This is a genomic window from Dyella tabacisoli (assembly GCF_003350925.1).
GTDB lineage: Bacteria > Pseudomonadota > Gammaproteobacteria > Xanthomonadales > Rhodanobacteraceae > Dyella_C > Dyella_C tabacisoli.
Genome location: NZ_KZ857174.1, coordinates 425,349 through 451,171, shown reverse-complemented (window position 1 = coordinate 451,171; position 25,823 = coordinate 425,349). Strand labels below are relative to the sequence as shown.

General features: G+C 56.0%; 25 protein-coding genes. 16 read left to right on the top strand and 9 right to left on the bottom strand.

Translation table 11 applies throughout. From position 1 onward, the window contains the following. The first annotated feature begins 46 nt into the window (after positions 1 to 46). The 11 genes from rfbF to DVJ77_RS05975 all read left to right on the top strand — a co-directional run bounded on the left by rfbF (position 47) and on the right by DVJ77_RS05975 (position 10,379). A complete protein-coding gene (gene rfbF / locus DVJ77_RS06025) occupies positions 47 to 817 on the top strand; it encodes a glucose-1-phosphate cytidylyltransferase (RefSeq protein WP_114844560.1) in 771 nt (256 codons plus the stop codon). After that, on the top strand, positions 808 to 1,890 hold the full coding sequence (rfbG, locus tag DVJ77_RS06020) for a CDP-glucose 4,6-dehydratase (RefSeq protein WP_191983665.1): 1,083 nt from the start codon (positions 808 to 810) through the stop codon (positions 1,888 to 1,890). The genes rfbF and rfbG overlap by 10 nt, the downstream gene beginning before the upstream one ends. Further along, positions 1,887 to 2,438 carry a dTDP-4-dehydrorhamnose 3,5-epimerase gene (gene rfbC, locus DVJ77_RS06015; RefSeq protein WP_114844559.1) on the top strand — a complete coding sequence of 184 codons (552 nt, stop codon included), beginning with the start codon at positions 1,887 to 1,889 and terminating at the stop codon, positions 2,436 to 2,438. Before rfbG ends, rfbC begins: the two co-directional genes overlap by 4 nt. Then, a complete protein-coding gene (locus DVJ77_RS06010; protein ID WP_114844558.1) occupies positions 2,435 to 3,658 on the top strand; it encodes a class I SAM-dependent methyltransferase in 1,224 nt (407 codons plus the stop codon). The genes rfbC and DVJ77_RS06010 overlap by 4 nt, the downstream gene beginning before the upstream one ends. After that, positions 3,655 to 4,785: a DegT/DnrJ/EryC1/StrS family aminotransferase gene (locus DVJ77_RS06005; protein ID WP_114844557.1), complete on the top strand. Its 1,131-nt coding sequence runs from the start codon at positions 3,655 to 3,657 to the stop codon at positions 4,783 to 4,785. The genes DVJ77_RS06010 and DVJ77_RS06005 overlap by 4 nt, the downstream gene beginning before the upstream one ends. Next, positions 4,782 to 5,639 carry a phytanoyl-CoA dioxygenase family protein gene (locus DVJ77_RS06000; RefSeq protein WP_114844556.1) on the top strand — a complete coding sequence of 286 codons (858 nt, stop codon included), beginning with the start codon at positions 4,782 to 4,784 and terminating at the stop codon, positions 5,637 to 5,639. Before DVJ77_RS06005 ends, DVJ77_RS06000 begins: the two co-directional genes overlap by 4 nt. Before the next feature lie 155 nt (positions 5,640 to 5,794). Then, a complete protein-coding gene (locus DVJ77_RS05995) occupies positions 5,795 to 6,805 on the top strand; it encodes a class I SAM-dependent methyltransferase (protein WP_162791385.1) in 1,011 nt (336 codons plus the stop codon). Between the two features lie 9 nt (positions 6,806 to 6,814). Continuing rightward, the gene (locus DVJ77_RS05990) at positions 6,815 to 7,330 is read left to right on the top strand and encodes a GNAT family N-acetyltransferase (protein WP_114844554.1); all 516 of its coding nucleotides are present in this window, start codon (positions 6,815 to 6,817) and stop codon (positions 7,328 to 7,330) included. After that, the gene (locus DVJ77_RS05985) at positions 7,327 to 8,067 is read left to right on the top strand and encodes a WbqC family protein (RefSeq protein WP_114844553.1); all 741 of its coding nucleotides are present in this window, start codon (positions 7,327 to 7,329) and stop codon (positions 8,065 to 8,067) included. Before DVJ77_RS05990 ends, DVJ77_RS05985 begins: the two co-directional genes overlap by 4 nt. Further along, a complete protein-coding gene (locus DVJ77_RS05980; RefSeq protein ID WP_114844552.1) occupies positions 8,039 to 8,851 on the top strand; it encodes a cephalosporin hydroxylase family protein in 813 nt (270 codons plus the stop codon). The genes DVJ77_RS05985 and DVJ77_RS05980 overlap by 29 nt, the downstream gene beginning before the upstream one ends. Positions 8,852 to 8,861: 10 nt before the next feature. Beyond that, a complete protein-coding gene (locus DVJ77_RS05975; protein WP_114844551.1) occupies positions 8,862 to 10,379 on the top strand; it encodes a lipopolysaccharide biosynthesis protein in 1,518 nt (505 codons plus the stop codon). A gap of 19 nt (positions 10,380 to 10,398) precedes the next feature. Here the strand turns inward: DVJ77_RS05975 and DVJ77_RS05970 are convergent, their stop codons facing one another. The 5 genes from DVJ77_RS05970 to DVJ77_RS05950 form a co-directional block, all read right to left on the bottom strand. Further along, positions 10,399 to 11,433: a glycosyltransferase family 2 protein gene (locus DVJ77_RS05970; RefSeq protein WP_162791383.1), complete on the bottom strand. Its 1,035-nt coding sequence runs from the start codon at positions 11,431 to 11,433 to the stop codon at positions 10,399 to 10,401. 18 nt (positions 11,434 to 11,451) lie between these two features. Continuing rightward, positions 11,452 to 12,465 (bottom strand): glycosyltransferase family 4 protein, encoded by a 1,014-nt coding sequence (locus DVJ77_RS05965; protein WP_162791382.1) that lies wholly within the window; start codon positions 12,463 to 12,465, stop codon positions 11,452 to 11,454. A gap of 64 nt (positions 12,466 to 12,529) precedes the next feature. Then, a complete protein-coding gene (locus tag DVJ77_RS05960) occupies positions 12,530 to 13,738 on the bottom strand; it encodes a glycosyltransferase family 4 protein (protein WP_114844548.1) in 1,209 nt (402 codons plus the stop codon). Beyond that, a complete protein-coding gene (locus tag DVJ77_RS05955; RefSeq protein WP_114844547.1) occupies positions 13,735 to 14,484 on the bottom strand; it encodes a class I SAM-dependent methyltransferase in 750 nt (249 codons plus the stop codon). The genes DVJ77_RS05960 and DVJ77_RS05955 overlap by 4 nt, the downstream gene beginning before the upstream one ends. Beyond that, the gene (locus tag DVJ77_RS05950; protein ID WP_114844546.1) at positions 14,477 to 15,331 is read right to left on the bottom strand and encodes a glycosyltransferase family 2 protein; all 855 of its coding nucleotides are present in this window, start codon (positions 15,329 to 15,331) and stop codon (positions 14,477 to 14,479) included. The genes DVJ77_RS05955 and DVJ77_RS05950 overlap by 8 nt, the downstream gene beginning before the upstream one ends. Positions 15,332 to 15,524: 193 nt before the next feature. Here DVJ77_RS05950 and pilB point away from each other — a divergent pair, with 193 nt between their 5' ends. From pilB to coaE, 4 genes are all read left to right on the top strand, one after another. After that, positions 15,525 to 17,246, top strand: a complete 1,722-nt coding sequence (pilB, locus tag DVJ77_RS05945; protein ID WP_114844545.1) for a type IV-A pilus assembly ATPase PilB — start codon at positions 15,525 to 15,527, stop codon at positions 17,244 to 17,246. A 176-nt stretch (positions 17,247 to 17,422) separates the two neighbouring features. Beyond that, a complete protein-coding gene (locus DVJ77_RS05940) occupies positions 17,423 to 18,691 on the top strand; it encodes a type II secretion system F family protein (protein WP_114844544.1) in 1,269 nt (422 codons plus the stop codon). A 57-nt stretch (positions 18,692 to 18,748) separates the two neighbouring features. Then, the gene (locus DVJ77_RS05935) at positions 18,749 to 19,609 is read left to right on the top strand and encodes a prepilin peptidase (protein ID WP_114844748.1); all 861 of its coding nucleotides are present in this window, start codon (positions 18,749 to 18,751) and stop codon (positions 19,607 to 19,609) included. Further along, positions 19,606 to 20,226 carry a dephospho-CoA kinase gene (gene coaE / locus DVJ77_RS05930; protein WP_225427840.1) on the top strand — a complete coding sequence of 207 codons (621 nt, stop codon included), beginning with the start codon at positions 19,606 to 19,608 and terminating at the stop codon, positions 20,224 to 20,226. Before DVJ77_RS05935 ends, coaE begins: the two co-directional genes overlap by 4 nt. Positions 20,227 to 20,344: 118 nt before the next feature. Here coaE and DVJ77_RS05925 read toward each other — a convergent pair whose 3' ends face one another. The 4 genes from DVJ77_RS05925 to lgt form a co-directional block, all read right to left on the bottom strand. Further along, on the bottom strand, positions 20,345 to 21,298 hold the full coding sequence (locus DVJ77_RS05925) for a Nudix family hydrolase (protein WP_318530903.1): 954 nt from the start codon (positions 21,296 to 21,298) through the stop codon (positions 20,345 to 20,347). Further along, positions 21,298 to 21,786, bottom strand: a complete 489-nt coding sequence (locus tag DVJ77_RS05920; protein WP_114844542.1) for a dihydrofolate reductase — start codon at positions 21,784 to 21,786, stop codon at positions 21,298 to 21,300. Before DVJ77_RS05920 ends, DVJ77_RS05925 begins: the two co-directional genes overlap by 1 nt. Positions 21,787 to 21,866: 80 nt before the next feature. Continuing rightward, positions 21,867 to 22,661, bottom strand: coding sequence for a thymidylate synthase (locus DVJ77_RS05915; RefSeq protein ID WP_114844541.1), 795 nt, complete (start codon positions 22,659 to 22,661; stop codon positions 21,867 to 21,869). 3 nt (positions 22,662 to 22,664) lie between these two features. Further along, positions 22,665 to 23,570 carry a prolipoprotein diacylglyceryl transferase gene (gene lgt / locus DVJ77_RS05910; RefSeq protein WP_114844540.1) on the bottom strand — a complete coding sequence of 302 codons (906 nt, stop codon included), beginning with the start codon at positions 23,568 to 23,570 and terminating at the stop codon, positions 22,665 to 22,667. Between the two features lie 236 nt (positions 23,571 to 23,806). On the opposite strand from lgt, the gene DVJ77_RS05905 reads away from it, so the two are divergent. After that, the gene (locus DVJ77_RS05905; RefSeq protein WP_114844539.1) at positions 23,807 to 25,783 is read left to right on the top strand and encodes an alpha/beta hydrolase family protein; all 1,977 of its coding nucleotides are present in this window, start codon (positions 23,807 to 23,809) and stop codon (positions 25,781 to 25,783) included. The last annotated feature ends 40 nt before the right edge of the window (positions 25,784 to 25,823 follow it).

Here is a 25,823-nt window from a genome sequence, read left to right as displayed (position 1 = left end):
CTTGCATGGATACGGAGTATCCCCGTCTCCCCTATATGAGGCGCCTATGAAAGCAGTCATTCTCGCAGGAGGGCTTGGCACCCGAATCAGCGAAGAAACCACCGTACGGCCCAAGCCCATGATCGATATCGGCGGCAAGCCGGTGTTGTGGCATATCCTGAAGATCTATTCGCATCATGGCATCAACGACTTCATCATCTGCCTGGGCTACAAGGGCTATATGGTGAAGGAGTATTTTGCCAACTACTTCCTGCATATGTCAGACGTCACCTTCGACCTGGCCCATAACCGCATGGAGGTACACCACCAGCACGCCGAACCTTGGCGGGTCACCCTGGTGGATACCGGCGATCAGACCCAGACGGGCGGACGGCTAAAGCGCGTGGCGCGCTATCTAGAGAACGGCCCCTTCTGCTTCACCTATGGCGACGGACTCTCCAACGTAGATATCTCTGCCCAGCTCGACTTTCACAAAGCGCGCGGCACTCTCGCCACCGTGTGTGCGGTGCAACCTCCGGGCCGCTTTGGTGCACTGGACATCAGGGACCATCGCATCACCCGTTTCCAAGAAAAGCCGCAGGGGGATGGCTCATGGATCAACGGCGGTTTCTTTGTACTCGAGCCCGACGTCATGCGTTACATAGAAAACGACAGCACCATTTGGGAGCGCGAGCCACTGGAGGCACTGGCACATGATGGCCAGCTTTCCGCGTACCTGCATCAAGATTTCTGGCAGCCTATGGATACACTGCGCGATCGCATCAAGCTTGAGGATCTATGGCAAAGCGGCCAGGCACCGTGGAAGGTATGGCCTTGAACCAGCTCTTTGGCAACGCCTATTTCGGCCGAAAAGTTCTGGTTACCGGCCACACCGGATTTAAAGGTTCGTGGTTGTGCCTTTGGCTGACCTCGCTCGGTGCACACGTCACCGGCTTGGCGCTTGCACCCAATACGGAACCTGCGCATTGGTCTTTGCTAGGCCTGGACGAAGTCCACGATTTACGAGTGGACTTACGCGACGGTCAAGCGATGAGGCAAGCACTCCAGGAGGTTCAGCCAGAACTCGTTTTTCATCTGGCTGCTCAACCATTGGTACGGCGCAGCTATCGTGAATCGTTGCTCACCTTCGATACCAATGTACTCGGCTTAGTGCATCTGCTTGAAGCTATCCGTGAGACACCTTCAGTGCATGCGGTAGTCAACGCAACCACCGATAAAGTCTACGCCGAGCAGGTCATCAAAAACGGCTATCCCGAAGACCACCCCCTGGGTGGCCATGATCCCTATAGCACCTCTAAAGCTTGTGCAGAACTCGTTTCCGATTGCTACCGCAAAAGCTTTTTCTTCGATGGCGGACCACGCACAGCCACGGCACGTGCCGGCAATGTAATCGGCGGCGGCGACTGGTCCGAGGATCGCCTAGTGCCAGATCTGGTACGCGCAGCAAGCACCGGCAGCATTTTGCAACTTCGCAACCCTGCTGCCATTCGCCCTTGGCAGCATGTGCTCGAACCCCTGTCTGGATACCTCCGGCTAGGTCAAGCCTTGCTTGCAGGCGAGCCCGTCGAAGGCGCATGGAATTTTGGGCCTGCCTCCGATGCAACCCTGCCGGTTCACGCCCTGGTATCGCAAATACAAGCGCAATGGCCGGGACTACGCAGTGAATACCTTCCCGGCCCACATCCACATGAGGCTGGTGTACTGCAACTGAATTGCGCGAAAGCTGCACGAGAGCTCGCCTGGCGGCCTGTATGGAGTGCAGAAGACACGATTAGACACACCATCGATTGGTATCGCGCCTATTACGCGTCAAGCCGGTTACTAAGTAGCGAGGATCTACAAGACTACGTTGCGGCTGCCCATAATGCTGGACTGGAGTGGGCGGCATGAAGTTTCATCAAACCCCATTGGCAGACTTGATGTTGGTTGAAACCACGCTGATCCAGGACGAGCGCGGTCAATTTGCCCGCGCCTTCTGTGAGACGGAGTTTGCTGCATTACGGCCTGACCTGCACTGGACTCAGATCAATATCTCCCGCACCTATCGCCAGGGAAGCGTACGTGGGATGCATTTTCAGTATCCGCCCGCTGCAGAAGCCAAGTTGATCCGTTGTCTGCGCGGAAAGATTTTTGATGTCGCAGTCGATTTGCGTGCCGGCTCGCCAACCTTTCTACAATGGCACGGTGTGGAGCTGAGTGAAGACAGTCCCATGCAGTTTTTGATACCTGAGGGCTTTGCCCATGGGTTTCAGGCTCTCACAGATGATGTGCAGTTGCTTTATATGCATACCACTGCATGGAGCCGTGAGCATGAAGGCGGACTTCGGCACGATGACCCTTCGCTGGCTATCGCATGGCCGCTGCCGGTAACCCAGGTGTCCGAAAAAGATCGGCACGCACCACTACTAGACGAGACGTTTGTCGGGGTCCATTTATGAAGTGTCGCTTCTGCGCCAGTGAGCTGCGGAATGTTTTCCTCGACCTCGGTAGCGCACCGCCCTCGAATGCATTTCTGACAGCAGAGGCACTCTGCGCACCGGAAACTTATTTTCCGTTGAAATTGTTCACCTGCGGAACCTGTCGTTTGGTCCAGGTCGACGAGGTGCAGTCGCATGACGCGCTGTTTGCGCCCGACTACGCCTACTACTCCTCGTTCTCACGCTCCTGGCTGGCGCATTCCGAACGTTATGTCAGCGAAGCTGTCACCAAACTTCGTCTGGGGCAAGATAGCCTGGTTATGGAAATCGCCTCTAACGATGGCTATCTCCTGCAGTATGTCACCGCTCGCGGCATCCCTTGCGTCGGCATCGAGCCTACCAGCGGCACGGCCAAGGTTGCACAGCAAAAAGGCATCGAAACCCTGATTCAGTTCTTCAGTCGTAAATTTGCAGTGGAATTCGTGCAACAAAGACGAACGGCTGATCTGATCGTAGCTAATAATGTGCTGGCACATGTACCCGATCTCAACGATTTCATTGCCGGACTAGCAGTCGCGCTGGCCAACGAGGGCACGATCAGCGTTGAGTTCCCGCATCTGCTGGAACTGGTGGCACATCGACAGTTCGATACGGTTTACCATGAGCATTTCTCGTACTTTTCCCTACACACCGTACAGGCCGCATTTGCCGCTTATGGCCTTCGTATATGGGATGTCGAACAGCTACCGACGCACGGCGGCTCATTGCGCATCTGGGCGGCACACCAGCACAGCACCCACACCGAGACCCCGGCCGTCGCAGCACTGCTTGCCGTGGAAGCTCAAGCCGGCATGCTTGACGACGCTTTTTACGAGGGTTTCCAGATACAGGCCGATGCCGTTAAAAACGCCTGTCTGGCCTTTCTGCTGGAGCAGCGGCGCACAGGCCGTAAGGTCGCAGGTTACGGCGCCGCCGCCAAAGGCAACACGCTGCTGAATTATGCCGGGGTAAGACCCGACCTGCTTCCGTATGTAGTCGACGCATCACCATACAAGCAAGGGCAGTGGCTCCCCGGATCGCGAATTCCCGTCGTCGACGAATCGCGGCTACGCGAAGATCGACCCGACTTCGTGCTGATCCTGCCCTGGAATCTGCGTGAAGAAATCGTCAACCAGTTGCACTACATTCGCGAATGGAGCGGACAGTTCGTAGTCGCGGTCCCGCACTTGGCCATCCTATGAACAACAGCCATCCGAAATCACGCGTGTACTACACCAAGCCCTCTATCACCGAGCTGGAGATTCGCTACGCCACCGACGCGGCAGCCCATGGCTGGGGCGAGCATTGCTACGATTACATCTTGCGCTTTGAGGCCATGTTTCGTGAGCATCTCGGCGTTAAGCATGCCATCGCCACCTCCAGTGCCACCGGGGCGCTACACATGGGTATGGCAGCACTGGGCATTGGCGAAGGTGATGAGGTTGTGCTCGGTGACATCAACTGGATCGCGTCTGCCGCGCCGATTGTCCACTTGGGGGCAAAACCGGTATTAGTCGATGTACTTCCCGATACCTGGTGTCTTGACCCCGCCGCAGTAGAGGCGGCAATTACACCACGCACCAAGGCGATCCTCGCCGTGCATTTGTACGGCAACCTCTGTGATCTTGACGCATTGCTGGAAATAGGTCGACGCCATGGCATTCCGGTCATCGAGGACGCAGCAGAGGCCATCGGCTCGGTCTGGCACGGGCACCGTGCTGGCTCCATCGGTGCATTCGGCGCCTTTTCGTTCCACGGCACGAAGACGATCACTACCGGGGAAGGCGGCATCTTCGTGACCAATGACGATGCACTCTACGAGCGTGTACTAACGCTTTCCAATCATGGCCGCGCGCGTGGGGAAACCCGCCAGTTCTGGGCCGAGAGGATCGGCTTCAAGTACAAAATGTCGAACCTGCAAGCTGCCATCGGATGCGCACAGTTGGAGCGCATCGACGAATTAGTCGATGCCAAACGACGAATCTTTGGAGCGTATCGGGAAGCGCTATACCAGCTGCCCCTAAGCATGAATCCCGAGCCAGCCGGAACAACCAATGGGTACTGGATGCCGACCATAGTTGTCGATACCGGCATACCATTTGATCGCGAAGTGCTGTTGGCTGCATTCAAGACTGACAATATCGATGGCCGGGTATTTTTTTGGCCGCTGTCATCGCTGCCATCGTTCGAACCACAGCATGAGCATATCGTTAGCTACTCGCTGCACATGCGCGCATTGAATTTGCCTAGCTATCACGACATCTCTGCCGCAGATATCGCGCGCGTTGCAGATATGGTGGTCGCCCATGTCAAAGGAATTCTGCCATGACCCCGCACGGCCTGTTATCCAGCTCACAAATAGCCGAGTTCAGACAGGATGGCGTGTTGATCGTACGCAATTTTTACGATTTGGCATCGGATGTCATTCCGATTCAGCGTGCTATCCATCAGATCATTGGCCAGGTTATGAAACGCCATGGAGTAGTTGACACACGTGCTCCGTTTTCTGCCAAGCAATTCGACGAAGGCTATCAATCTCTAATCGCGCATGATCGCGCTTATGGGGGAGAGGTCTACGATGCGGTCAAACAAATTCCTGCATTCATACGTCTTCTCGCCGACCCCAGGCACGAGATGCTATTCCAGCTACTTCGCCCGCACTCCATCCCAGGTGTCGCGGCCGGAGGTTACGGCATCCGTATTGACAACCCGAGTGAAGACCGCTTTCGGGCCGAGTGGCATCAAGATTATCCCGCGCAGCTACGTAGCTTGGATGGCCTCGTGTTCTGGAGCCCGCTAGTGCAAATAACGGCTGAACTCGGACCGGTCCAGTTCTGTCGCGGATCCCATGCCGATGGCGCAGTACCGGTATTGACCAAGGGCAAGCACGGCAGCGATAGGCATGGCGCCTACGCATTGCATCTCAAAGACGAGGCAAGCTTGCTCGACCGCTACGAGAAACTGGCCCCTCTTACGTCCCCGGGAGATCTGATCGTAGTCGACTTCCTCACGCTTCACGCATCCGGATTCAATCGCAGTAATAGGTCGCGCTGGTCGTTACAGTTCCGATACTTCAACTTCGACGAGCCGACAGGCTTGGCACACGGCTGGAAAGGGTCGTTTGCAGCAGGTGTCGACTTCAAACTTATTCATCCCGAACTCTGTGCCGACTTGGATTATTGATGGATCATCTACTGTGCTCAGTATGCGGTAGCAGACTCGGCGAAGCCCTCTACAGGTCGCCAGGCGACAAGTCCCTGACTTCACTATGCAGAATCCATCCTGCAGCTACTGCCGTGTTCGTTTGTCAGAATTGCGGCCACCTGCAAACCCAGGCCATGACCAACGTCGAGATCTACTACGACACGCAATACGACATCTTGGTTGGCAGCGAAGAAGAAGACCAGATCTACGAAGTCCGCGACGGCAAACCCATCTACCGAACCGACCATCAGGTTAATACCCTGCTTGAAAAGCTCGGCTTCGAGCAAGACGTAGATCTGCTCGATTACGGCTGCGCCAAGAGCTCTACAATTCAAGCGCTATGCGCCACGCCCGCGAAAGTAAGGCCGCACCTGTTTGATGTCAGCAAACGCTACATCCCGTTCTGGGAGAAATTCGTAGACTCAAATAACTGGGCAGTGAACCAAACAAAACCAGAATGGGCTGCGCAATTTGATGTCGTGACCTCGTTCTTTTCCTTAGAACACATCCCGACCGTCCTGGAAACCATGTGCGACATTGCCGGCCTGCTCAAACCAGGCGGCGTGTTCTATGGCATCGTCCCTAACGTACTGAGCAATATCGCCGACTTTATTGTGGTTGACCATTGCAATCATTTCACGCCTACGTCACTCAAACAGCTATTGGCCAATGCTGGACTAGAACTGCAAGAGATCGACGAGCGAACACATCGCGGCGCCTTTGTGATCGTGGCAAGAAAGCCCTTCAGTATTACAGCCATAACACCAAACATATCTCGTTCGGATATCGAGCATACGTGTACCGAACTCTCATTACTCGCCGATTTCTGGCGCGGTGCCGCGGCTAGGGTACGTGCATACGAAACCGATCTGACCGACGATGACAAGGTTGTCATCTACGGGGCCGGATTCTATGGTGCGTTCATCTCGGCCAGCTTGGCCCACCCGGATCGCGTTATCTGCCATCTCGACCAGAATCCATACCTTCAAGGTAAGGAATTCAACGCACGCCCCATACTTGCGCCCGACAAACTGCCTGCCGATATAAACACCGTACTTGTAGGCCTCAACCCAGCACATGCCAAAGCCATTATTTCCGACATCCCCGCACTAGCGCATCGAAAGCTGGATTATTTCTACCTATGAGGAATACCCATGCTACAAGGTGACCAACTGGTACTCCGTGAGTGGCGCGAGTCCGACCTCGAGGCAATAGCCGTACTCCGCAACAATGTCGAGCTACAAGCGTTGCTGATGAGCCAAGCGAAACCGAACTCCATTGAGAGAGTCCGCCGATGGCTGATCGAACGATCATCGCGTGACGACATGGTTTTCTTCGTAGCTGCGGCACGCGCCGATGACACTGTGCTTGGCTATCTTCAAGTGGCAAACATCGACAGCTTCCATGGTGTAGGCGAGATAGGCATCTGCTTCTCCCCGGCAGCACATGGAAACCATTCGGCCCTCGAAGCCTGCCAACTTCTAGACTCGTATCTCCATCGGACACTAGGCGTACGCAAGCTCACGTTGAAGGTGCTCGCGGACAATGCACGAGCCATAGCGTTCTACCGAAAGAGCGGTTATCGCGAAGTCGGCACTATGACCCAGCATTTCCGCGTCGGCGATCAACACCAAAGCGTGCTTATCATGGAACGGTTTTTAGGCGAATGATTGTCGTCATCTCCCAACCGATGTTGTTTCCCTGGATCGGAATGCTTGAACAGGTTCGTGCGGCCGATGTTTTTGTCCACTACCCGGATGTCCAATTCTCTAAGGGAAGCTTCGTCAACCGCGTGCAGGTCAAGACGGCACGGGAAATAAAATGGCTTAGTGTGCCCCTGCTAGGTTTACGGCTAGGGCAACGCATCAACGAAGTGAGAATCAACAATCAGCGCAACTGGCGCCAGGAGCATATGCAGCTCCTGACCGAGGCGTACGCCAAGGCCCCCTACTGCAACGAGATGTTGAGCCTGGTCGAATCAGTTTATGAAAACGACTACGAAACCATAGGGGGTCTCAGTGAAGCGTCCCTGATGGCATTGTGCCGTTACTATGGGCTTGATCTCAGTCGTACCTTCAATAGCTCAGAATCACTTGAAATTGGCGGTTCAAGCAGCCGCCGTGTCCTGGATATCGTGCTCGCGCTTCGCGGTGATGTGTATCTCACAGGACATGGAGCAAGCCGTTATCTTGACCATGAGGCGTTCGAACAAGCTGGCGTGCGTGTCAGATATATGGACTACACAAAAGCCCCTTATCCACAACTCCACGGCGAGTTCACACCATACGTTTCGGCACTCGACCTGGTAGCCAATGTCGGCCCTAAAGGCATCGACTGTATTTGCCCAAGGTCAATCTACTGGAAGGACTTCCTAAGTAATGAACGAGATCGAAAAATTTCAAGCTGAAGTCGCCGAAAACATCGCAAGCCTTCGGCAAGATACCGATGTGCAGGCGCTCTCGCGGATCTGGCTTCGAGAGATCACGCGGCACAAATATGCATACAACTTCAACTGGATGGGGAGACCACTCATTCAGTTTCCACAAGACATGGCTGCCATACAGGAATTGGTCTGGCAGGTCCGCCCCGACCTCATTATCGAAGCCGGAATTGCACACGGCGGCTCGTTGATCATGAGCGCATCGTTGCTAGCACTACTCGACTACTGTGACGCGGTCGAGGCTGGAACGCCTCTGGACCCACGTACATCACGTCGCCGAGTGCTCGGCATCGACATCGATATCCGCCCGCACAACCGTGCAGCGATCGAGGCACACCCTATGGCACATCGCATTAGCATGATAGAAGGCTCATCGATCGCTCCGGAAATCATTGCCAAAGTTCATCAAGCAGCATCGGGATACTCACGCGTCATGGTTATTCTCGATTCCAACCATACGCACGACCATGTGCTTGCCGAGCTCGAAGCTTATGCACCACTGACCACAAAAGGCAGTTATTGCGTTGTATTCGATACTTTAATAGAGGATCTACCCGACCCCGTTGTTCCGGACCGGCCCTGGTCTAAGGGCAACAACCCGAAAACCGCAGTGCATGAGTATTTGCATCGCCTCAAAGCAGAGAAGCGCACAGCGCTCGATGGCGCGCCTCTCGCATTGGAAATCGATACCACCATTGTGAGCAAATTGTTGATTACCGTCGCCCCCGACGGGTACTTACGGCGCGTGTAGTTCACTGCCGATGCCAGCCCTACGCACAAATATTCTCGCCAATTACGCTGGGCAGATCTGGATGGCACTGATGTCGGTGGCATTCGTGCCGCTCTACGTACGTGCACTTGGCATGGAAGCCTTCGGCTTGGTTGGCTTAATGCTCAGTCTGCAGTCGATTTCTCTCTTGCTCGACCTTGGCATGGGTAATGTGCTCAATCGGGAGCTGGCACGCCGGTCACACAATGCCAACACGTTCCACACCGCAAGTAATTTGGTACGAACCCTTGAATGGTTAGTCTGGCCTGCTGCAGCGACCATAGCCGTCACTATCTGGCTAGCCAGCGGTCCGCTAGCACATCACTGGCTGCGCCCACAGAATCTGACACCTGCCGAAACCGCTCACGCGATCATTGTTATGGGATTGGCTGTTGCCCTGCAATGGCCGAGCAGTTTTTATTCCAACGGCCTGTCCGGACTTGAACGCCAGCCCGTACTGAATCTGATCAATGCAGGTTTCGCTACGCTGCGCGGCGTTGGTGTACTGCCTGTGCTTTACTGGATATCCCCGACCATCAGTGCATTTATGTGGTGGTATGCCGCGATGGGAGCTTGCCAATCACTGACTTCCGCTTTCGTTCTGTGGCGCTTAATGCCCACCAGCAAATCTCGGGCACAGTTTCAAATGGAAGAGCTACGAAACGTAGGTCGATTCGCAGGTGGCCTCATTGTCATCACCGCACTATCCGTTGCACTAACACAACTCGACCGTATCGTATTGTCGACAATGCGCCCGTTGATTGAGCTGGGCTACTTCACACTGGCACTCAGCGTCGCCGCAGGACTTGGCCGCATGATTCAACCAATGTTCAATGCGCTATACCCGCGTTACAGTCGATTGGTAGCAACGAGTAATTACAAGGCATTGACTGAGCTCTATCACTTGAGCAATCAGTACTTAGCCGTCGTAATTGCCGCTGTATCAACCATGCTGATAGTCTTTTCCAAAGACGTAATCTATTTGTGGACAGGAGATGCAGCTATGGCCACAAAGGTGGCTACGCCCCTGTCCATACTTGTCGCGGGAACAGCACTCAATGGCATGATGAACCTGCCCTATGCTTTACAACTTGCACATGGCTGGACACGTCTCACGGTCGGAATAAACCTGACCGCACTGATCCTTGGCATTCCCTTCTGCATATGGGCCGTTGGTCACCATGGCATAGTTGGTGCCGCATGCCTCTTACTAGCAATCAACCTTGGGCTTGTAGTCATAGGCATACCGTTAATGCATCGTCGACTTATGCGTGGCGAAATGCTCAGGTGGTATCTACGAGACACCATGCCGCCCATCGCTGTAGCAGCGACAGGCGCGCTGTGTGCAGGATGGTTGATACCTACACTATCGCGAAACCTAGCGAGTTTTTTTCTACTGGCGCTCGCGAGTGCAACAACATTGCTGATAACAATATTGGCCGCGCCGATGGCGCGAGAACATATAAAACAGCAACTAATGCATTCCATATGGCCGAGAAAATGCAACTGACAACCCGATATACAACAAATCAAGATCGCCTGATCAAATGACCAAAGCGTGGCTTCAGATCTGTACGAGATTTCACTAAAAGATGCTCAACAGTGCGATATGCCTTGGCATATACACGTTGCAGCCATGGGAGTCGCGCGCAAGCGATTGCTAAAGTCCTCAGCATCCATGCGCGGCCACGCTGATCGTAGTACGTATGCAGGGCTGCCGCAGCGCCAAGCGTAAAATCATAGCGCCCTGCCGATAAAGCATTTGCGCCACGTCGGAACAGCATGCGCCGCGCATCCTGATGAAGCGCAGCCAGAGCCTCAGTTTTGACACGCCCATCCAAGCTGGTGTTGGTTTCGAGATTGAGTAACATCTTTTGCCAGCCCGGCCAGAATGACGACAACGGTTGCGTTGCGCTGTATGACGCAGAGTTGAGCGTGAATACAGCTGCCGGATACTTGCGCAGAACAAATGGATAAGACGCGGCGGCCCTTAGGATGAAGTCCAGATCCGATGGACCAAGCGCCTCTCGATCTGGGAGCCCAATGAGATCAAGTATCTCACGCCTAAATACGATACCAGTCCAAATTGGTGCTTTACCATGCATCATGACCATCAAGCCTTCCGGCGGCAGAAACATGCCATCGATCGGCCATTGATCGGTCCGTACATCCCAAATATCGCCCTTTTCGTCGACCTGCAGCGTCATGCCAGCCCAAAATATCGCTTCAGGATGCTTGGCAAAATCATCTAGTGCGTGCTGATAAAAGCCGGGAAGCAGATAGTCATCATCGGAAAGAACCGAAAAAAATGGTGTCTCCACACTCTTGAACCCAAACTCAAAGTTATCAGTTGCTCCGATATTTCGCTCATGCTCTTGATAACGCAGTCGAGGATCATCTGCAGCCAGTTCCGAGACTAAGCTGCGCGTCTCATCGCCTGACGCGTTATCGAAAACATGCACAGTGAGACTGACGCCGTCTTGCGCCAGAGCACTAGTAATGGCTCGCCGGAGCAATGCCGGCCGCCGAAAAGTTGGAATAATGGTCGTGATGATTGAAGGCAATGTAGACACCATTAAAAATTACGAGTTGACGCTGATAATTTTTCGATATAGCTCAACATAAGCATTAGCCGCGGTGCTTTCGTCAAAAACACTCAACGCCCGCTCTCTTCCAGCCTGCCCCATGTGCTCCAGCATCGAGGGATGCTCTGCCAACTGCACACAGCGCGCGGCCAAGGCACTTATGTCGTTGATTGGCAGCAAAAACCCTGTCACCTCATCCACAACTACGTCTGTCAGCCCGCTTGTGTGGAACCCAATAAATGGTTTGCCGCATGCCATCCCTTCCAAAGCGGTGTAGCCAAAACCTTCGTAACGAGACAGTGAGACCACCGCATCGCAGTGCTGGTATTCACTAATCAACTCTTCTTCGGACAGCTTTCCAAGAGTGCTTACGTTGGGCAATTCAGAACCGCCGCGCTCATCACGTAATCCTGCGGTGCAACGCAAGTCAAAGTTCGCACCCAGCGCCTTGGAGAACGCCGGCAGCAAATCATAGCCCTTGCGCCGACTCTGATTACCGACCATCAATAATCTAAACTTACCGCTTTGAATTGGCCTGTAATTAAGAGACGACGTATATAGGTCGTTATTGACCCAGTTGCCGATCACATTTACGGACTCGCGGCCAAACACGTCTTTCACTGTCTGCGCTACGTAACTCGATACAGCCGTCACAGCAGCACTATGCCTGATGGCGAGCGCCTCTCTCCATCGAATATTCAAACGGTGATGAAGCGCCTGCAATGATGAGCGATAAGGTGCGTAGGCGGGGTCATGAACCAGATGATGTACCGTGGCTACGACCGGAGCGTCACGCCCCAGAAATGCCCAAGCGTTAGAGCTGTCGGCGTGAATGACATCGATCGCGGGTGGCTTACGGTATCGCCGAAGTAGTTCCGGCAAGAATTCATACCGTCGATCAAACCACTGCAACAGCGGCTCATGTCCCGCTCGTCTTAGCGCCTGCGAAAGCCGCAGGGCGAATACGTCCGCACCGCTCCCCGCTCGGATGGTGGGGATCCATATTTTCAACGAACGGCTCACGATGACTCGCTTTCAACTCAAATGGTGGTTTGCCAATCCGGCGTTCTAGTCGTCATCGACTCTTGCTGTCTATCACTATCGCGTTAAATAAGTCAGCGTACCCGTTGGCTACCGCCGTCCATGAAATTTTTCTCTCGATCTGAGTGCGGGCGTGTGCAACACGACTTTGCGCTGCGTCAGGGTGGTCGAGTACATCGACAATGGCCGCTGCAAGGGCATCCGTGTCACGTGGCGACACAATATGCGCGCAATCGGCATCGAGTAGGTCATAAACAGCTTGCACATCACCTGCTACTACGGGACATAAGCACCCAACGGCTTCAGCCACGACCAGACCAAGCCCTTCTTGATCGCCATCAGCTGCCTCCACGAAGGGTGCCACGCATACTGCAGCTCGCTGATAGTGGGATGGCAATAACGCTTGCGCGACGGCGCCAAGGAAATGAACTCTATCTTCGATACCAAGCTCTGCAATACGCTCGCCAAGGCGCTTTCGCTCTGGACCATAACCGATGATATCCAATTGTATTCGTGGATGCCTTGCCAGGATCGTCGGCATGGCTTCAATCAAATGGAGAAGCCCTTTCTTTTCGACCAATCGTCCGACAAATAAGATTACAGTTCGTGATCGTTGTTGCCGGTGATCCGGCACGAAGCGAACGGCGAAATCAACTCCCATTGGCATGACTAGCGGATCGGCGGCAGGTATCTCCTGCCTCAGGCGCTGACGCATAGCCTGGCTAACCACGGTAATCCGCGATGCCCGGCCAACGACGTAAGCACGAAGCCATGCGTAAGCACGCCCAGAAATTGCAAATAAATCCGCCCCATGCGAAGTGACTATAAGCGGCACATCTTTTCGTGCGATAGCCGCTACCACGCCTTGCGGCACCAACCAATGCGCATGAATCACGTCCGGCCGCCACTCTCTGCGTGCACGTAAGAATGCCCACCACAATCCAATGAAAAAACCGGGGACTAACAACCACTTCCAAAATGCGTGGCGTAAATTAGCCACCATGCCGCCATCATTGACCAGCGTCTCCAAAAAACCGGGAGCATATCGATAGCGGATTACGCGAACGCCATCGAGACGCTCATCAACGACAGCTCCTGCGGCGTGAGGACCAAGCACCATTACCTCAAATCGATCAGTCAGACGTTTCGCCAGCTCATGTACAAAGCCAGGCTCATGATCCCCTGACCAGCGCGGGTAGGTCGACGTGAGTACAAGAAGTCGTGGCTTTTGATGTGCACTCATGGAATGCCGCGTCTATGGGCTACTACATAGTAGGCAGCGGGCATCATGTTCCGTGCAGGCAGCAGCTTAGAAAGTAGCCAGCCTAGGAGATTGACTATCGGAATTAGAGCGATTGCGATCGGAACCATCACCATCCGCCACCCCCGGGATGAAATCGCATCAATTGCACCTTGAGCCAAAGTCATCGACAGGCAGCCCGCAGTGGCATCAATGCCATCGGTCGCCTCCACTATAACTGCTGTTTCAAAACCCGCCTCACGCAACCGATACTCGAGGCCATGCACGGTGAATCTCTGAAAGTCGTGTGGTTGATCGTGCAAGGGATAGGCAAAAGGAATAGTCAACAACAAGCGACCACTAAACTTGAGTACTCGGCAAGCTTCCCGCAGCGCGGCCTCTGGCTGAGAAAGATGCTCAACCACATCAAGAAGAAGCACTGTATCAAATGAATTTTCTGCAAAAGCCAGTGCCTTGGCATCACCGAAAATATTGGGACGGGTGCCATATAGCTTTGTTGTTATTGGATAATCGAGACCAATATAGCCTTCAATATTTCTTAGGCCCTGTCGGATCTGGCCATCAGCACAGCCGATATCCAGCACCAAACCGAAAGCCCTTTCTTCAATCCACGCATTTCTTCGACGCCCACATCTGGCAGCCTGCCATTGCGGATGCAGTGGAGTAGCGCTTATAGGAGCTAGCCATTGCCTTAATTGACGACGCAATCCACTGGAACCATCAGTCATGACGGCGATATGTCAATGCTGTGATCTGCTCGGAAACCAGCCCTATCAGAAAGACGATAACCGCCGCGCTCCACATTAATGTGCTCATATTTGTCAAACGACCACCGTGCATGAAAGTCCACGCATAGTTAAGGCAACCGAGCAAAAAGAATAACGCGCTTGCCGGAACGAACAATTTCAACGGCGAATACAACGTCGCGATCTTGAATATAATCAACAAAAAACGCACACCGTCCTTAAACGGCTTGATATGACTCTTGCCAACCCGTTTCGCGGCCTTGATCGGCACATAAGCCACCGGATAAGCGCTACGGAAAAACGCCATCGTACTGGTCGTCGGGTAGCTGAAGCCATTGGGCAAGAGGTGCAGAAACTCGCGAAACTTGTCCGCACGCACCGCACGAAAACCCGACGTGAGATCAGCGATGACATGACCTGTCATACGGGTGGCAAGCCAGTTGTAAATCGTATTGGCCACACCACGGCCTACGCCCGCCTGACTACCCCAGTCGCGCGCGCCGACCACCATGTCGTAGCCCTGCTCCAAACGTTCCAGCAAACGCGCGACATCGGCGGGATCATGCTGACCGTCGCCATCCATAAAAATCAGTATCTCGCCCACCGCCGCCCGCGCACCGCGCTTGATCGCAGCGCCATTCCCCATCGAATACGGCGAAGACAGGCAGGTCACCCCGCTGCTCTCGCAAATGGCCCGCGTATCGTCGGTGGAGCCATCGTCTACCACGATGATTTCCGCCCCTGGTTGGGCCGCACGCAGGCGTGGCAGCAGGCTGGCGAGAGCCCCCGCCTCGTTCTTGGCAGGCAAGATGATGCTTAAGCGATTCAAGGTAATTCCCCGATAAGACGAAGAATCATAACGCGCTCAAGCCGGAGTCGCCGCCTCTGCTGCGACGCACTACTTACAGCCACAAACACTGTGCGCTAGGTCACTCCAGGAAGATCTGTGACCGAGTATGGATGACCGGTCGCTCCAACTGGGGTAAATTCTATGCCTGTCGGGGGGCTGGACAACAATAACTATGTCATCGCAACTGCAAGTGTCGCTGGCCGGCCTATCGGGCATGGCGCGTAGGCTGGTGTCCGAGGGGATACTGCCGGAAGCCGATGTGCGCCGTGCCGTTACGGAATCCACCCAACAAAAGACATCATTGGCCGCCTGGCTGCTGGACCACAATCTGGTCGACAGTTCACGACTGACCCAGATCGCTTCAGCCGAGTTCGGCATGCCGATGATGGACGTGTCGGCGCTCAACACCGCTAGCATGCCGTTAGGCCTGATTAGTGAGGCACTGATCAACAAACACAAGGCCCTGCCGCTGTTCAAGCGCGGCAAGCGGCTGTTTGTCGCCATCGCCGACCCTATGCAGTCGCATGCGCTGGACGAGATCAAGTTCAATTCCAACTGCATGGTCGAGCCGATCCTGGTTGAACGCGGGCAGCTGATTCGGGTGATCGAGAGCGTACTCAACACCATGAGTAACGCCATGCCTGAGATGGGCAGCGGCGACCTGGATGAGCTGGTGCTTGAAGGAGGGGATGACGAGGCAGAATCAAGCGGTATCGACGCCACCGCGGGCGACGAAGCCCCGGTGGTCAAGTTCGTCAACAAAATCCTGGTAGATGCAATTCGCCGTGGCGCCTCGGATATCCACTTCGAGCCGTTCGAGAGCCAATACCGCGTCCGTCTACGCATGGACGGTATGCTGCGTGCCGTCGCCAGCCCGCCGATGAAGCTGGCACCGCGAATTTCGTCTCGCCTGAAGGTGATGGCGGGGCTGGATATCGCCGAGCGTCGTGTCCCGCAGGATGGCCGCATCAAGCTCAACCTGTCTAAGAGTCGCGCAGTGGATTTTCGTGTCAGCACGCTGCCAACGTTGTTCGGTGAGAAGATCGTACTGCGCATCCTCGATGGCTCCTCGGCCAAAATGGGTATCGACAAGCTGGGCTACGAGGAAATACAGAAGAATCTTTACCTCGATGCCATCCACAAGCCCTACGGCATGGTGCTGGTCACCGGCCCTACCGGCTCGGGTAAAACCGTATCGCTGTATACCGCGCTGAATATCCTCAACACCGCCGAACGCAATATCTCGACGGTGGAGGATCCGGTGGAAATCCGCATGGAAGGCGTTAACCAGGTGCAGCAGAACGTCAAGCGCGGCATGACCTTCTCTGCCGCGCTGCGTTCGTTTCTGCGCCAGGATCCGGACATCATCATGGTCGGCGAAATCCGCGACCTGGAAACCGCCGAAATTGCCATCAAGGCCGCGCAGACCGGTCATATGGTGTTGTCTACCCTGCATACCAACGATGCGCCACAGACCATCGCGCGACTGATGAACATGGGTATCGCGCCCTACAACATCACCTCATCGGTGACCTTGGTGATCGCGCAGCGACTGGCGCGCCGCCTGCACGACTGCAAGAAGCCAATGGACCTGCCGCCGCAGGTATTGCTCGCCGCTGGCTTCACTCAGGAAGATATCGACGCGGGGCTGACGCTGTACGAGGCAGTCGGCTGCGATAGCTGTAATGAGGGCTACAAAGGGCGCGTGGGTATTTATCAAGTCATGCCCATGCTGGAGGATATTCAGAAGATCGTGCTGCAAGGAGGCAATGCGCTGCAGATCGCCGAGGTGGCCCGCAAAGCCGGCGTCAACGATCTACGCGCGTCCGCTCTGCTTAAGGCCAAAAACGGCGTAACCAGCCTTGCTGAAATCGATCGTGTAACCAAGGATTAAGACCCCTCTCCTAAGCTTGCCAGGGGAGAGGGTAATCACAGATCTGGGACGGCCGTAGCATCGAACCTGCGTTCGAGGCCACGGATTGACCCGGTGTAATGACATAAGCTGCGAGAAATCATGCCGGCGGGGCCTTACAACCAAGCCGGATAGAACCACCGGGGGAAAACTCACGTATGGCCACGGCTACCGCAATCGCAAAAAACACGCGCACGTTGGGCGCTCAACGCGCCGAAGTCAGTGCGCTGACTACTTACGACTGGGTGGCGCTGGACAAGCGCGGCAAGCGTATGAAGGGCGAGATGGCGGCGAAGAATGCCTCGCTGGTCAAAGCTGAGCTACGCCGCCAAGGCATGAACCCGCAGACAGTGCGCGAGCGTGGCAAACCCTTGTTTGGCGCCACTGGCAGCTCGGTCAAACCGCGTGATGTAGCCATCTTCAGCCGCCAAATCGCCACCATGATGGCTTCTGGCGTACCAATGGTGCAGGCCTTCGACATCATCGCCAGTGGTCAAAAGAACATTCGCTTCAAGAACATCCTTATTGATGTGAAACAGGGCATTGAGGGTGGCGCATCCATGCATGAAGCACTGGCAAAGTATCCAGTGCAGTTCGACGAGCTATATCGAAACCTGGTTCACGCCGGCGAGTCAGCAGGCGTACTCGATACCGTGCTGGATACGGTAGCGACCTATAAGGAGCGCATGGAGGCCATCAAAAGCAAGATCAAGAAGGCGCTGTTCTACCCCATTATGGTTCTAGTCGTCGCGTTGTTGGTCAGCATGATCTTGTTGCTGTTTGTAGTGCCGGTGTTTGAGAAGACATTTAAGGATGCAGGCGCTGAATTACCACTGCCGACCCAAATTGTCGTTAGCGCATCTCAATTCATGCAACATTGGTGGCTCTTAGTCATCGCAGTGATCATTGGCAGCGTTGTTGCCCTGGTTATGGCAAAAAAGCGCTCCGTGAAGTTCGCTCATTTTCTTGATCGCGTCATGCTGAAGTTGCCGGTGATCGGCAATATCTTGCATCAGTCGGCCATCGCCCGATTCGCCCGAACACTGGGCGTCACCTTCCACGCAGGCGTACCACTGGTCGAGGCGCTGGATGCCGTCGCGGGTGCTACCGGCAGCATTGTTTACGGTGACGCAGTACGACAAATGCGGGAAGACGTATCCGTTGGTCATCAATTGCAACTGGCGATGCGCCAGACCGCACTATTCCCGAACATGGTCGTGCAGATGACCGCTATCGGTGAGGAATCTGGTGCCTTAGATAAGATGCTGTTCAAGGTCGCAGAGTTCTATGAAGAAGAAGTCAGCAACGCAGTCGACACGCTGTCTACCCTGCTCGAGCCGATTATCATGGTCATCCTTGGCGTTCTAGTCGGTGGCATGGTGATTTCTCTGTACCTGCCCATCTTCAAGCTTGCTGGCACGATGTAAGCTCTTGGCCCCAAGCCCTCACTCAGAGGGCTTATGTTTTACGCCCGTGGACCGCGCATGCTCGAACTTTCCCCCTGGGTCTGCACCGCCATAGCTGGCGTGCTCGGCTTACTTGTAGGCAGCTTTCTCAACGTGGTGATCCTGCGCCTGCCTGAGCGCATGGCGGCGAGCTGGCGCAGCGAAGCACGCGACGTGCTCGAGCTTGAGGCCGATGATGAATCGCCGCTGCCGCCGGGCATTGTGCGCGAGCCTTCGCATTGTCCGTATTGCAAGCATCGGCTGTCGGCGCTGGACAATATCCCGCTGTTTGGCTGGCTGCTGTTGTGCGGGCGCTGCCGCTATTGCCAAACAGCCATTTCAATCCAATACCCCTTGGTCGAATTGCTGACTGGCTTGCTCAGTGCGGCGATTGTCTGGAAGTTCGGCATCGGCTGGCCGGCCCTGGCCGGGCTGACCTTCACCTGGACGCTGGTTGCCCTGGCCGGCATTGATTTCCGCACGCAGCTACTGCCTGACCAACTGACCTTTCCCTTGCTATGGCTGGGCTTGCTGCTCAGCCTGCTACCGCTATTCGCTGGTTCAACCGCAGCCATTATCGGCGCCGCGATCGGCTATCTAAGCCTGTGGAGCGTGTACTGGCTGTTCAAACTGCTCACCGGCAAGGAGGGCATGGGGTATGGCGACTTCAAATTGCTGGCCGCCTTGGGCGCCTGGATGGGGCCAACGGCACTGCTGCCGATCATCTTGCTGTCTTCACTGATCGGCGCCCTGGTCGGCGGCGGTTTGATTGCCCTGCGTAAACATGGCCGTGACGTGCCCATGCCGTTCGGCCCCTTTATTGCCGCCGCGGGCTGGGTCTGGTTTATCGCTGGCGACAGCCTGCTGCAAACCTATATGCAATGGACCGGATTGCGTTGACTGCAGAACACCCTAGCTACGTCATCGCACTGACTGGGGGCATTGCCTCGGGCAAGAGTGCGGTAGCGCACTGTTTCGAGGCGCATGGTATTGCCGTCTACGACGCCGACATCGCCGCTCGCGCGGTGGTCGCGCCCGGTAGCGGTGGCTTGCGGGCTATCGTGGAGGCCTTCGGCGCTGAAGCACTCGATGCCGAAGGCCAACTGGATCGCGCATCGATGCGTCGACGTATCTTCGCGGATGACCATGCCAGGCTCACGCTGGAGGCCATCATCCATCCACGGGTACGGCAGTGGTTGCAAGACCATGCCCGGACAGACCGCGGCCCTTATTGCCTGTTGGCGATTCCGCTGTTGACGGAAAACATCGAGCACTATCGCTGGGTCAATCGCATCCTGCTGGTAGATGCACCTGATAGCACCCGGCTCGATCGTCTTATCCACCGCGACCAAATCGACACGACGCTGGCGCAACGCATGCTCGATCGACAAGCCAGCCGCGAACGGCGCATGGCCTTGGCCGATGACATCATCGACAACAGCGGCGACAGGGCAGCGCTAGAGGCGGCGGTTGCCAGTTTGCATGCGAGCTATTTGGCATTGGCGCGGCACGCCTAAGAGCCAACTCAAAGTCTCCGAGCCCATCTACCTGCCCCCTCCCCTGCCTGCAGGGGAGGGTTGGGGAGGGGTACGGACTAGCGACAAAACCTCACCTCTCTGACGCTCTCGGCTCAAATCACCAGAACCCACGAATCCCCGCCACACCCTGCCCACCTGCATCACGCGCCCTGTCACCATCCACCGGCATCATGCCGCCCAGCGCATAAACCGGTAAGGCAGCGCGCTCTACCAACTGCCCAAATCGCGACCAACCCAAGGGCGGCACGTCAGGATGACTGGCCGTCACCGCTACCGGCGACAGCATCGCGAAATCGGCCTGTAGGCGTGAGGCCTGCACCAATTCCGCTTCGTTATGACAGCTAACGCCCACGAGCTGTGTCAGGGGCAGAGGGCGTTCGGATAGCTCGCGGCATTGACGCGTCTGCAGTTGCACGCCGACACCTAAGCCAAGTTGACGCGCGCCTTCAATATCGCCATTGAGCAGCAGCGATGCCCCGCAGCGTCGCGCCAATGGCAGCAATGCGCTCGCCAACTCGCGCACACTTTCAACCGGCCATAGCGGCAGCCGCAGTTGTAGCAGCCGCTCGCCCCGCTCTATCGCCTGACTCAAACGAGCCAGCCATAGCGGATAAGCCGAAAGCTCAACATCAGCCGGTGTAATGGGATAGCGCGACGGTAATCGCAGAGCCTGCAGAATAGGTCGATCGGCCGGCGCGAGGATGGCGGGGTCGACGTGATCCGGGGCGATCCATTGCCACGCCTGACCTTCCAGCGACAACGGCTGCCCCTGCCAGCGATCAATCTGCCAGGCGTCGAGCAGCAAATCGCGATCGCCATAGCGCCAGGGTATGCGGATCAACGGCACGGCTGTCGCGGCGTCGACATCGACACCCAACTCCTCGCGCAGTTCGCGTACCAACGCAGCCAGAGGCACCTCGCCCGGATCGATTTTGCCGCCCGGAAATTCCCATAACCCGGCGAGATGCTTGCCGGGTGGACGTTGCGCCAACAGCACACGGCCGCTGGCGTCGAGCATGACGCCAGCCATCACATGCATCAGTGCCGGCATCAGTTGCCGCGGATGTATTCGACCATGTCGAAGTCGTAGACGTGCTCTTTGTCTTTCTTGTGGTGCACACGCGACACTTCGGTCCAGTCGCTGAAATGCACGCCAGGGAAAAAGGTATCGGCACCCTCGGTAGCCGCATTCACCCAGGTTAAGTAAAGCCGCCGAGCCAATGGCAACGCCTCGGCATAAACCTGTCCACCGCCGATCACCATCAACCCGGTGCCGTCGCTAAGCGCCTGCGCCTCCAGCACTGAGCGCACAGTGCGCTGGCCTGGAAACGGCGCTTCGTGCTTGCGCGACAGCACCAGATTCTGGCGCTCCGGCAGCGCGCGACCGATCGCCACAGCGGTGTTGTAGCCCATCAAGATGTATTTACCGACCGTCAGTTGTTTGAACCAGCGCAAGTCGTCCGGCAAATGCCACGGCAGTTGGCCCTTACGGCCAATAGCGAGGTTTTCGTCCAGCGCGGCAATCAGCGAAATAGCCATGAAAATCCTAGATTCATCATTAACAAAAGAGCAGCAGGCAAGACCGAGCGGCCTTCCCCATAGCATCGAATTTTACGCGCTTAAACGGCCACCGGCGCTTTAATGGCCGGCTGTGGCGTGTAATCGGTTATAGCGATGTCTTCGTAGCGAAAATCGAATATCGAGCCCACCTTGGGGTTGAGCTGCAACTTCGGCAGTGGCGATGGTTGGCGCGTAAGTTGCAGCCGCGCCTGCTCGACGTGATTGTTATAGAGGTGTGCGTCGCCCAGCGTGTGCACAAAGTCACCCGGCTGCAATCCGCAAACCTGGGCGATCATCTGGGTCAGTAGCGCATAGCTGGCGATATTGAAGGGCACGCCGAGAAAAATGTCGCCGGAGCGCTGGTAAAGCTGGCAGCTCAGGCGGCCGTCGGCCACGTAAAATTGAAACAACGTATGGCATGGCATCAGCGCCATCTTCGGTAACTCGCCGACATTCCACGCGCTGACAATCAGCCGACGCGAATCGGGATTGCGCTTAATCTCTTCAACCAGCCAGCTTATTTGATCGACTGTACCGCCATCGGCCTTGGGCCAGGCGCGCCACTGCTTGCCGTATACCGGCCCAAGCTCACCGTGAGCATCGGCCCACTCGTCCCAAATGCTGACGCCGTGCTCTTTGAGATAGGCGGTGTTGGTATCGCCGCGCAGAAACCAGATCAGCTCGTGGATGATCGATTTCAGATGCAATTTCTTGGTGGTGACGAGCGGAAAACCTTGCGCCAGATCGAAGCGCATCTGCCAGCCGAATACGCTACGCGTACCGGTACCTGTGCGATCGGCTTTTTCGGTGCCGTGATCGAGCACATGCTGTAACAAATCGAGATAGGCGCGCATCGCTTAAACCTTGCCCTGTTCCGTCGTAGCCGCTTCGACCGGCACTACCAGCGGCAACGTGGGGGCGCGCCGCGACATAGCCAATAGCAACAAGCCGACCGCGATCAACGGCAGCGAGAGAATCTGCCCCATCGTCAGCCAGCCGAAGGCGAGATAGCCCAGTTGCACGTCAGGCAGCCGAACGAACTCGACCGCGAAGCGGAAACAGCCATACATAAGCGCGAACAGACCGGAGATCATGTAGCGCGGTCGTGGCTTCATCGAAACCAGCCACAACACCAGGAACATCACTATGCCCTCTAGCGCCATCTCGTAAAGCTGGGAAGGATGCCGCGGCAAGCCGTGAAATTGCTGCATCCATTGCGCCAACAGCGGATCACCGTTCGCCAACTGTAAATCTTGTTCGCGCGCGTTGGGGAAAATCATCGCCCACGGCAACTCGCTCGGCTTGCCCCACAGTTCGCCATTGATAAAGTTGCCCAGCCGGCCAAGCCCCAGCCCGATCGGGACCAGTGGCGCGACGAAATCCACCGTATCGAAGAAATGGAGCTGATGCCGACGCGACCACCATAACCCGGCCGCCAGCACACCGAGCAGGCCGCCATGGAAACTCATGCCGCCGTCCCACAGGCGAAACAGCGCCAGCGGATCAGTCCAGATCCAATGGATGTCGGTGTAGAACAGCATGTAGCCCACCCGGCCACCGATAATCACACCCATCATGGCGTAGAACGCCAAGTCGCCAAACGCATCGCGACTTACCGGCAACCGCCCCTGCCGTCGACGGTGCTCGCCGAACATCCACGAACCGAGAAAGCCGAGCAGATACATCAACCCATACCAGTGAATCTGGATAGGCCCCAGCCCAAAGGCAACGGGGTTGATGGCGACGGTAAAAGGCTGCGTCATGGGTACCTGGGGCCGCGGCAAAAGCCAAGTGTACCGGGCAGCCCGGCAACATGCGCGCAACCCCCTCGACGCCTTGCCTGCGATAGCTATACTCGCCCACGGATCGCCGTCGCACTGCTCGGGGGAGCAGATGCCATGGTGACTGGCCAGCGCAAGAGCGGCCATCCAACCGGACCGCAGCGCTCTCGCCGGTCAACGGATTTGTACACAGGGAGCATCTCAAGGGGGAGAGTTACATGTCATACCGAGTCGCGCGGGCCTTGCTGCCTGTGCTCAGTTTGCTTTTGCCGACGGCCGCCATCGCGGCGGCTGATCTGATTCCAGTCGAGGATTTTGCCCGCCACGCCCAGCTATCCATGCCGCGGCTGTCGCCAAGCGGCGAATACCTCGCCGTGCGCATGGATGACAATGCCAACGGCGACCATGCACTAGCGGTCTATCGCGTCAGCGATATGCTCGCCAGTAACATGGAGCGTCCGTTGATGATGCTACGCCTGCCAAAGTACGAACTTCCAGTGAATACCATCTGGGTCAGCCCGACCCGCCTGATTGTAGAAAAAGGTAAGCAATTCGGTTCGATCGACATACCCATGTACACCGGCGAAATTGTCGCCACCGATATAGATGGCAAGAATCAGGATTATCTCTACGGCTACGACGGCACAGCCGGCAAACGCGCTGGCACGCGTGCACGCGACCGTGGCTTTGGTTCAGTTGCCGGCTTGCCAGAACCCACCAACGACCACTTCTATCTTGGCGTGCACCTTTGGGGCAACGACCAGAGCAGCTCGCTATACGACGTCGATGCGACAAAAAACACCCGCCACCTCATCGGCGATATCGGTGTAGCCCGAATGCGTTTCATGGTGGGTGCCGATGGTCAAGCACATTACGCCTACGGTGAAAATAACGACTACGACTATGTGGTTTATCACCGCGAAGGCAACGCTTGGGCCAAGCTGGACACCCGCCACACTGGCAAAACCTTCGCTCCCATCAGCTTTACCCCCGATCATCAGCGCATCTATGCCCTGCAAAGCGACGCCGGCGGCCCCAGTACGCTGATCGAGCAAGACGAACAAGGCGGTCAGCGCCGCACCCTTGCCAAAGACGACTTTGGCAGCATCAGTCACCTTCAGTGGACGCCACTACCACTACAGCCGTTTGCGGCAACCACCGCCACTGGGCTGCCCAAGCTGATCTACTTCGATACGAATCAGCCTGCAGCAAAATTGCATATGGCATTGAGCCAAAAATTTCCTGGCTTAGTCAGCTTTATCAATTACAGCGAAGATGGCAAACAACTGCTGTTCTCGGTCAGCAGCGACCGTGAACCGGGCACGTACTATCTGATCGACACCACCCACTTCAAGGTGAGCAAGCTGTTTGCCGGCGCACCTTGGATAGACCCTGCAAAAATGGCAGAGCGCCGACCACTGCGCTTCAAGGCCAGCGACGGCCTTGAGCTGGAGGCGATTCTCACCCTGCCGCCTGGCCGCAACGAGAGCAACCTGCCCATGGTGTTGCTGCCACACGGCGGCCCACACGGGATAGAAGACAATTGGTTCTACGACAACGATGCACAATTTCTCGCTAATCGCGGCTATTTGGTGCTGCAGGTGAATTATCGCGGCTCCGGCGGACGTGGCGGCAACTTCAAAGAAGCCGGCTATCTGAAATGGGGCACGCGCGTTCAGCAGGATTTGATTGACGGGGTGAAATGGGCGATCAGCGAAAATTACGCTGACCCCAAGCGCATCTGTGTGTTCGGCGCCAGCTTCGGTGGCTACTCGGCAATGATGACGACCATTCGGGCACCGGAGCTGTTCAAGTGCGCCGTCGGTTACGCCGGTATCTACGATCTGGCGATGATGTACAAAAAAGGCGATATCGGCGACAACAAATTCGGGCGCAGTTACTTGAATACCGTCATCGGCAAGGATGATGCCGATCTCGCTGCCAACTCGCCGGTCAAATTGGCCGACAAGATCAACATCCCGGTCCTGCTTATCCACGGCGAGGACGACCAGCGCGCACCCTTTGCCCAAGCCAAGGCGATGCGTGCCGCACTGGAAGCCGCGCACAAGCCCTACGAGTGGTTGTCAAAGCCTGGCGAAGGTCACGGCTTTTACGACGAGAAGAACAATGTTGAATTCTTCAACACGCTGCAAACTTTTCTCGCCAAGCACATCGGCGAAGGCGCCAGCCGCTGACATTAGCGAACTGAAGCGTATTGATATTACCTAAGCCCCT

Coding starts and splice junctions, on each gene's coding strand:
- rfbF (WP_114844560.1), top strand. CDS start 47: ATGAAAGCAGTCATTCTCGCAGGAGGGCTTGGCACCCGAATCAGCGAA.
- rfbG (WP_191983665.1), top strand. CDS start 808: ATGGCCTTGAACCAGCTCTTTGGCAACGCCTATTTCGGCCGAAAAGTT.
- rfbC (WP_114844559.1), top strand. CDS start 1,887: ATGAAGTTTCATCAAACCCCATTGGCAGACTTGATGTTGGTTGAAACC.
- DVJ77_RS06010 (WP_114844558.1), top strand. CDS start 2,435: ATGAAGTGTCGCTTCTGCGCCAGTGAGCTGCGGAATGTTTTCCTCGAC.
- DVJ77_RS06005 (WP_114844557.1), top strand. CDS start 3,655: ATGAACAACAGCCATCCGAAATCACGCGTGTACTACACCAAGCCCTCT.
- DVJ77_RS06000 (WP_114844556.1), top strand. CDS start 4,782: ATGACCCCGCACGGCCTGTTATCCAGCTCACAAATAGCCGAGTTCAGA.
- DVJ77_RS05995 (WP_162791385.1), top strand. CDS start 5,795: ATGACCAACGTCGAGATCTACTACGACACGCAATACGACATCTTGGTT.
- DVJ77_RS05990 (WP_114844554.1), top strand. CDS start 6,815: ATGCTACAAGGTGACCAACTGGTACTCCGTGAGTGGCGCGAGTCCGAC.
- DVJ77_RS05985 (WP_114844553.1), top strand. CDS start 7,327: ATGATTGTCGTCATCTCCCAACCGATGTTGTTTCCCTGGATCGGAATG.
- DVJ77_RS05980 (WP_114844552.1), top strand. CDS start 8,039: ATGAACGAGATCGAAAAATTTCAAGCTGAAGTCGCCGAAAACATCGCA.
- DVJ77_RS05975 (WP_114844551.1), top strand. CDS start 8,862: ATGCCAGCCCTACGCACAAATATTCTCGCCAATTACGCTGGGCAGATC.
- DVJ77_RS05960 (WP_114844548.1), bottom strand. CDS start 13,738: ATGAGTGCACATCAAAAGCCACGACTTCTTGTACTCACGTCGACCTAC.
- DVJ77_RS05955 (WP_114844547.1), bottom strand. CDS start 14,484: ATGACTGATGGTTCCAGTGGATTGCGTCGTCAATTAAGGCAATGGCTA.
- pilB (WP_114844545.1), top strand. CDS start 15,525: ATGTCATCGCAACTGCAAGTGTCGCTGGCCGGCCTATCGGGCATGGCG.
- DVJ77_RS05940 (WP_114844544.1), top strand. CDS start 17,423: ATGGCCACGGCTACCGCAATCGCAAAAAACACGCGCACGTTGGGCGCT.
- DVJ77_RS05935 (WP_114844748.1), top strand. CDS start 18,749: ATGCTCGAACTTTCCCCCTGGGTCTGCACCGCCATAGCTGGCGTGCTC.
- DVJ77_RS05925 (WP_318530903.1), bottom strand. CDS start 21,298: ATGCCGGCACTGATGCATGTGATGGCTGGCGTCATGCTCGACGCCAGC.
- DVJ77_RS05920 (WP_114844542.1), bottom strand. CDS start 21,786: ATGGCTATTTCGCTGATTGCCGCGCTGGACGAAAACCTCGCTATTGGC.
- DVJ77_RS05915 (WP_114844541.1), bottom strand. CDS start 22,661: ATGCGCGCCTATCTCGATTTGTTACAGCATGTGCTCGATCACGGCACC.
- lgt (WP_114844540.1), bottom strand. CDS start 23,570: ATGACGCAGCCTTTTACCGTCGCCATCAACCCCGTTGCCTTTGGGCTG.
- DVJ77_RS05905 (WP_114844539.1), top strand. CDS start 23,807: ATGTCATACCGAGTCGCGCGGGCCTTGCTGCCTGTGCTCAGTTTGCTT.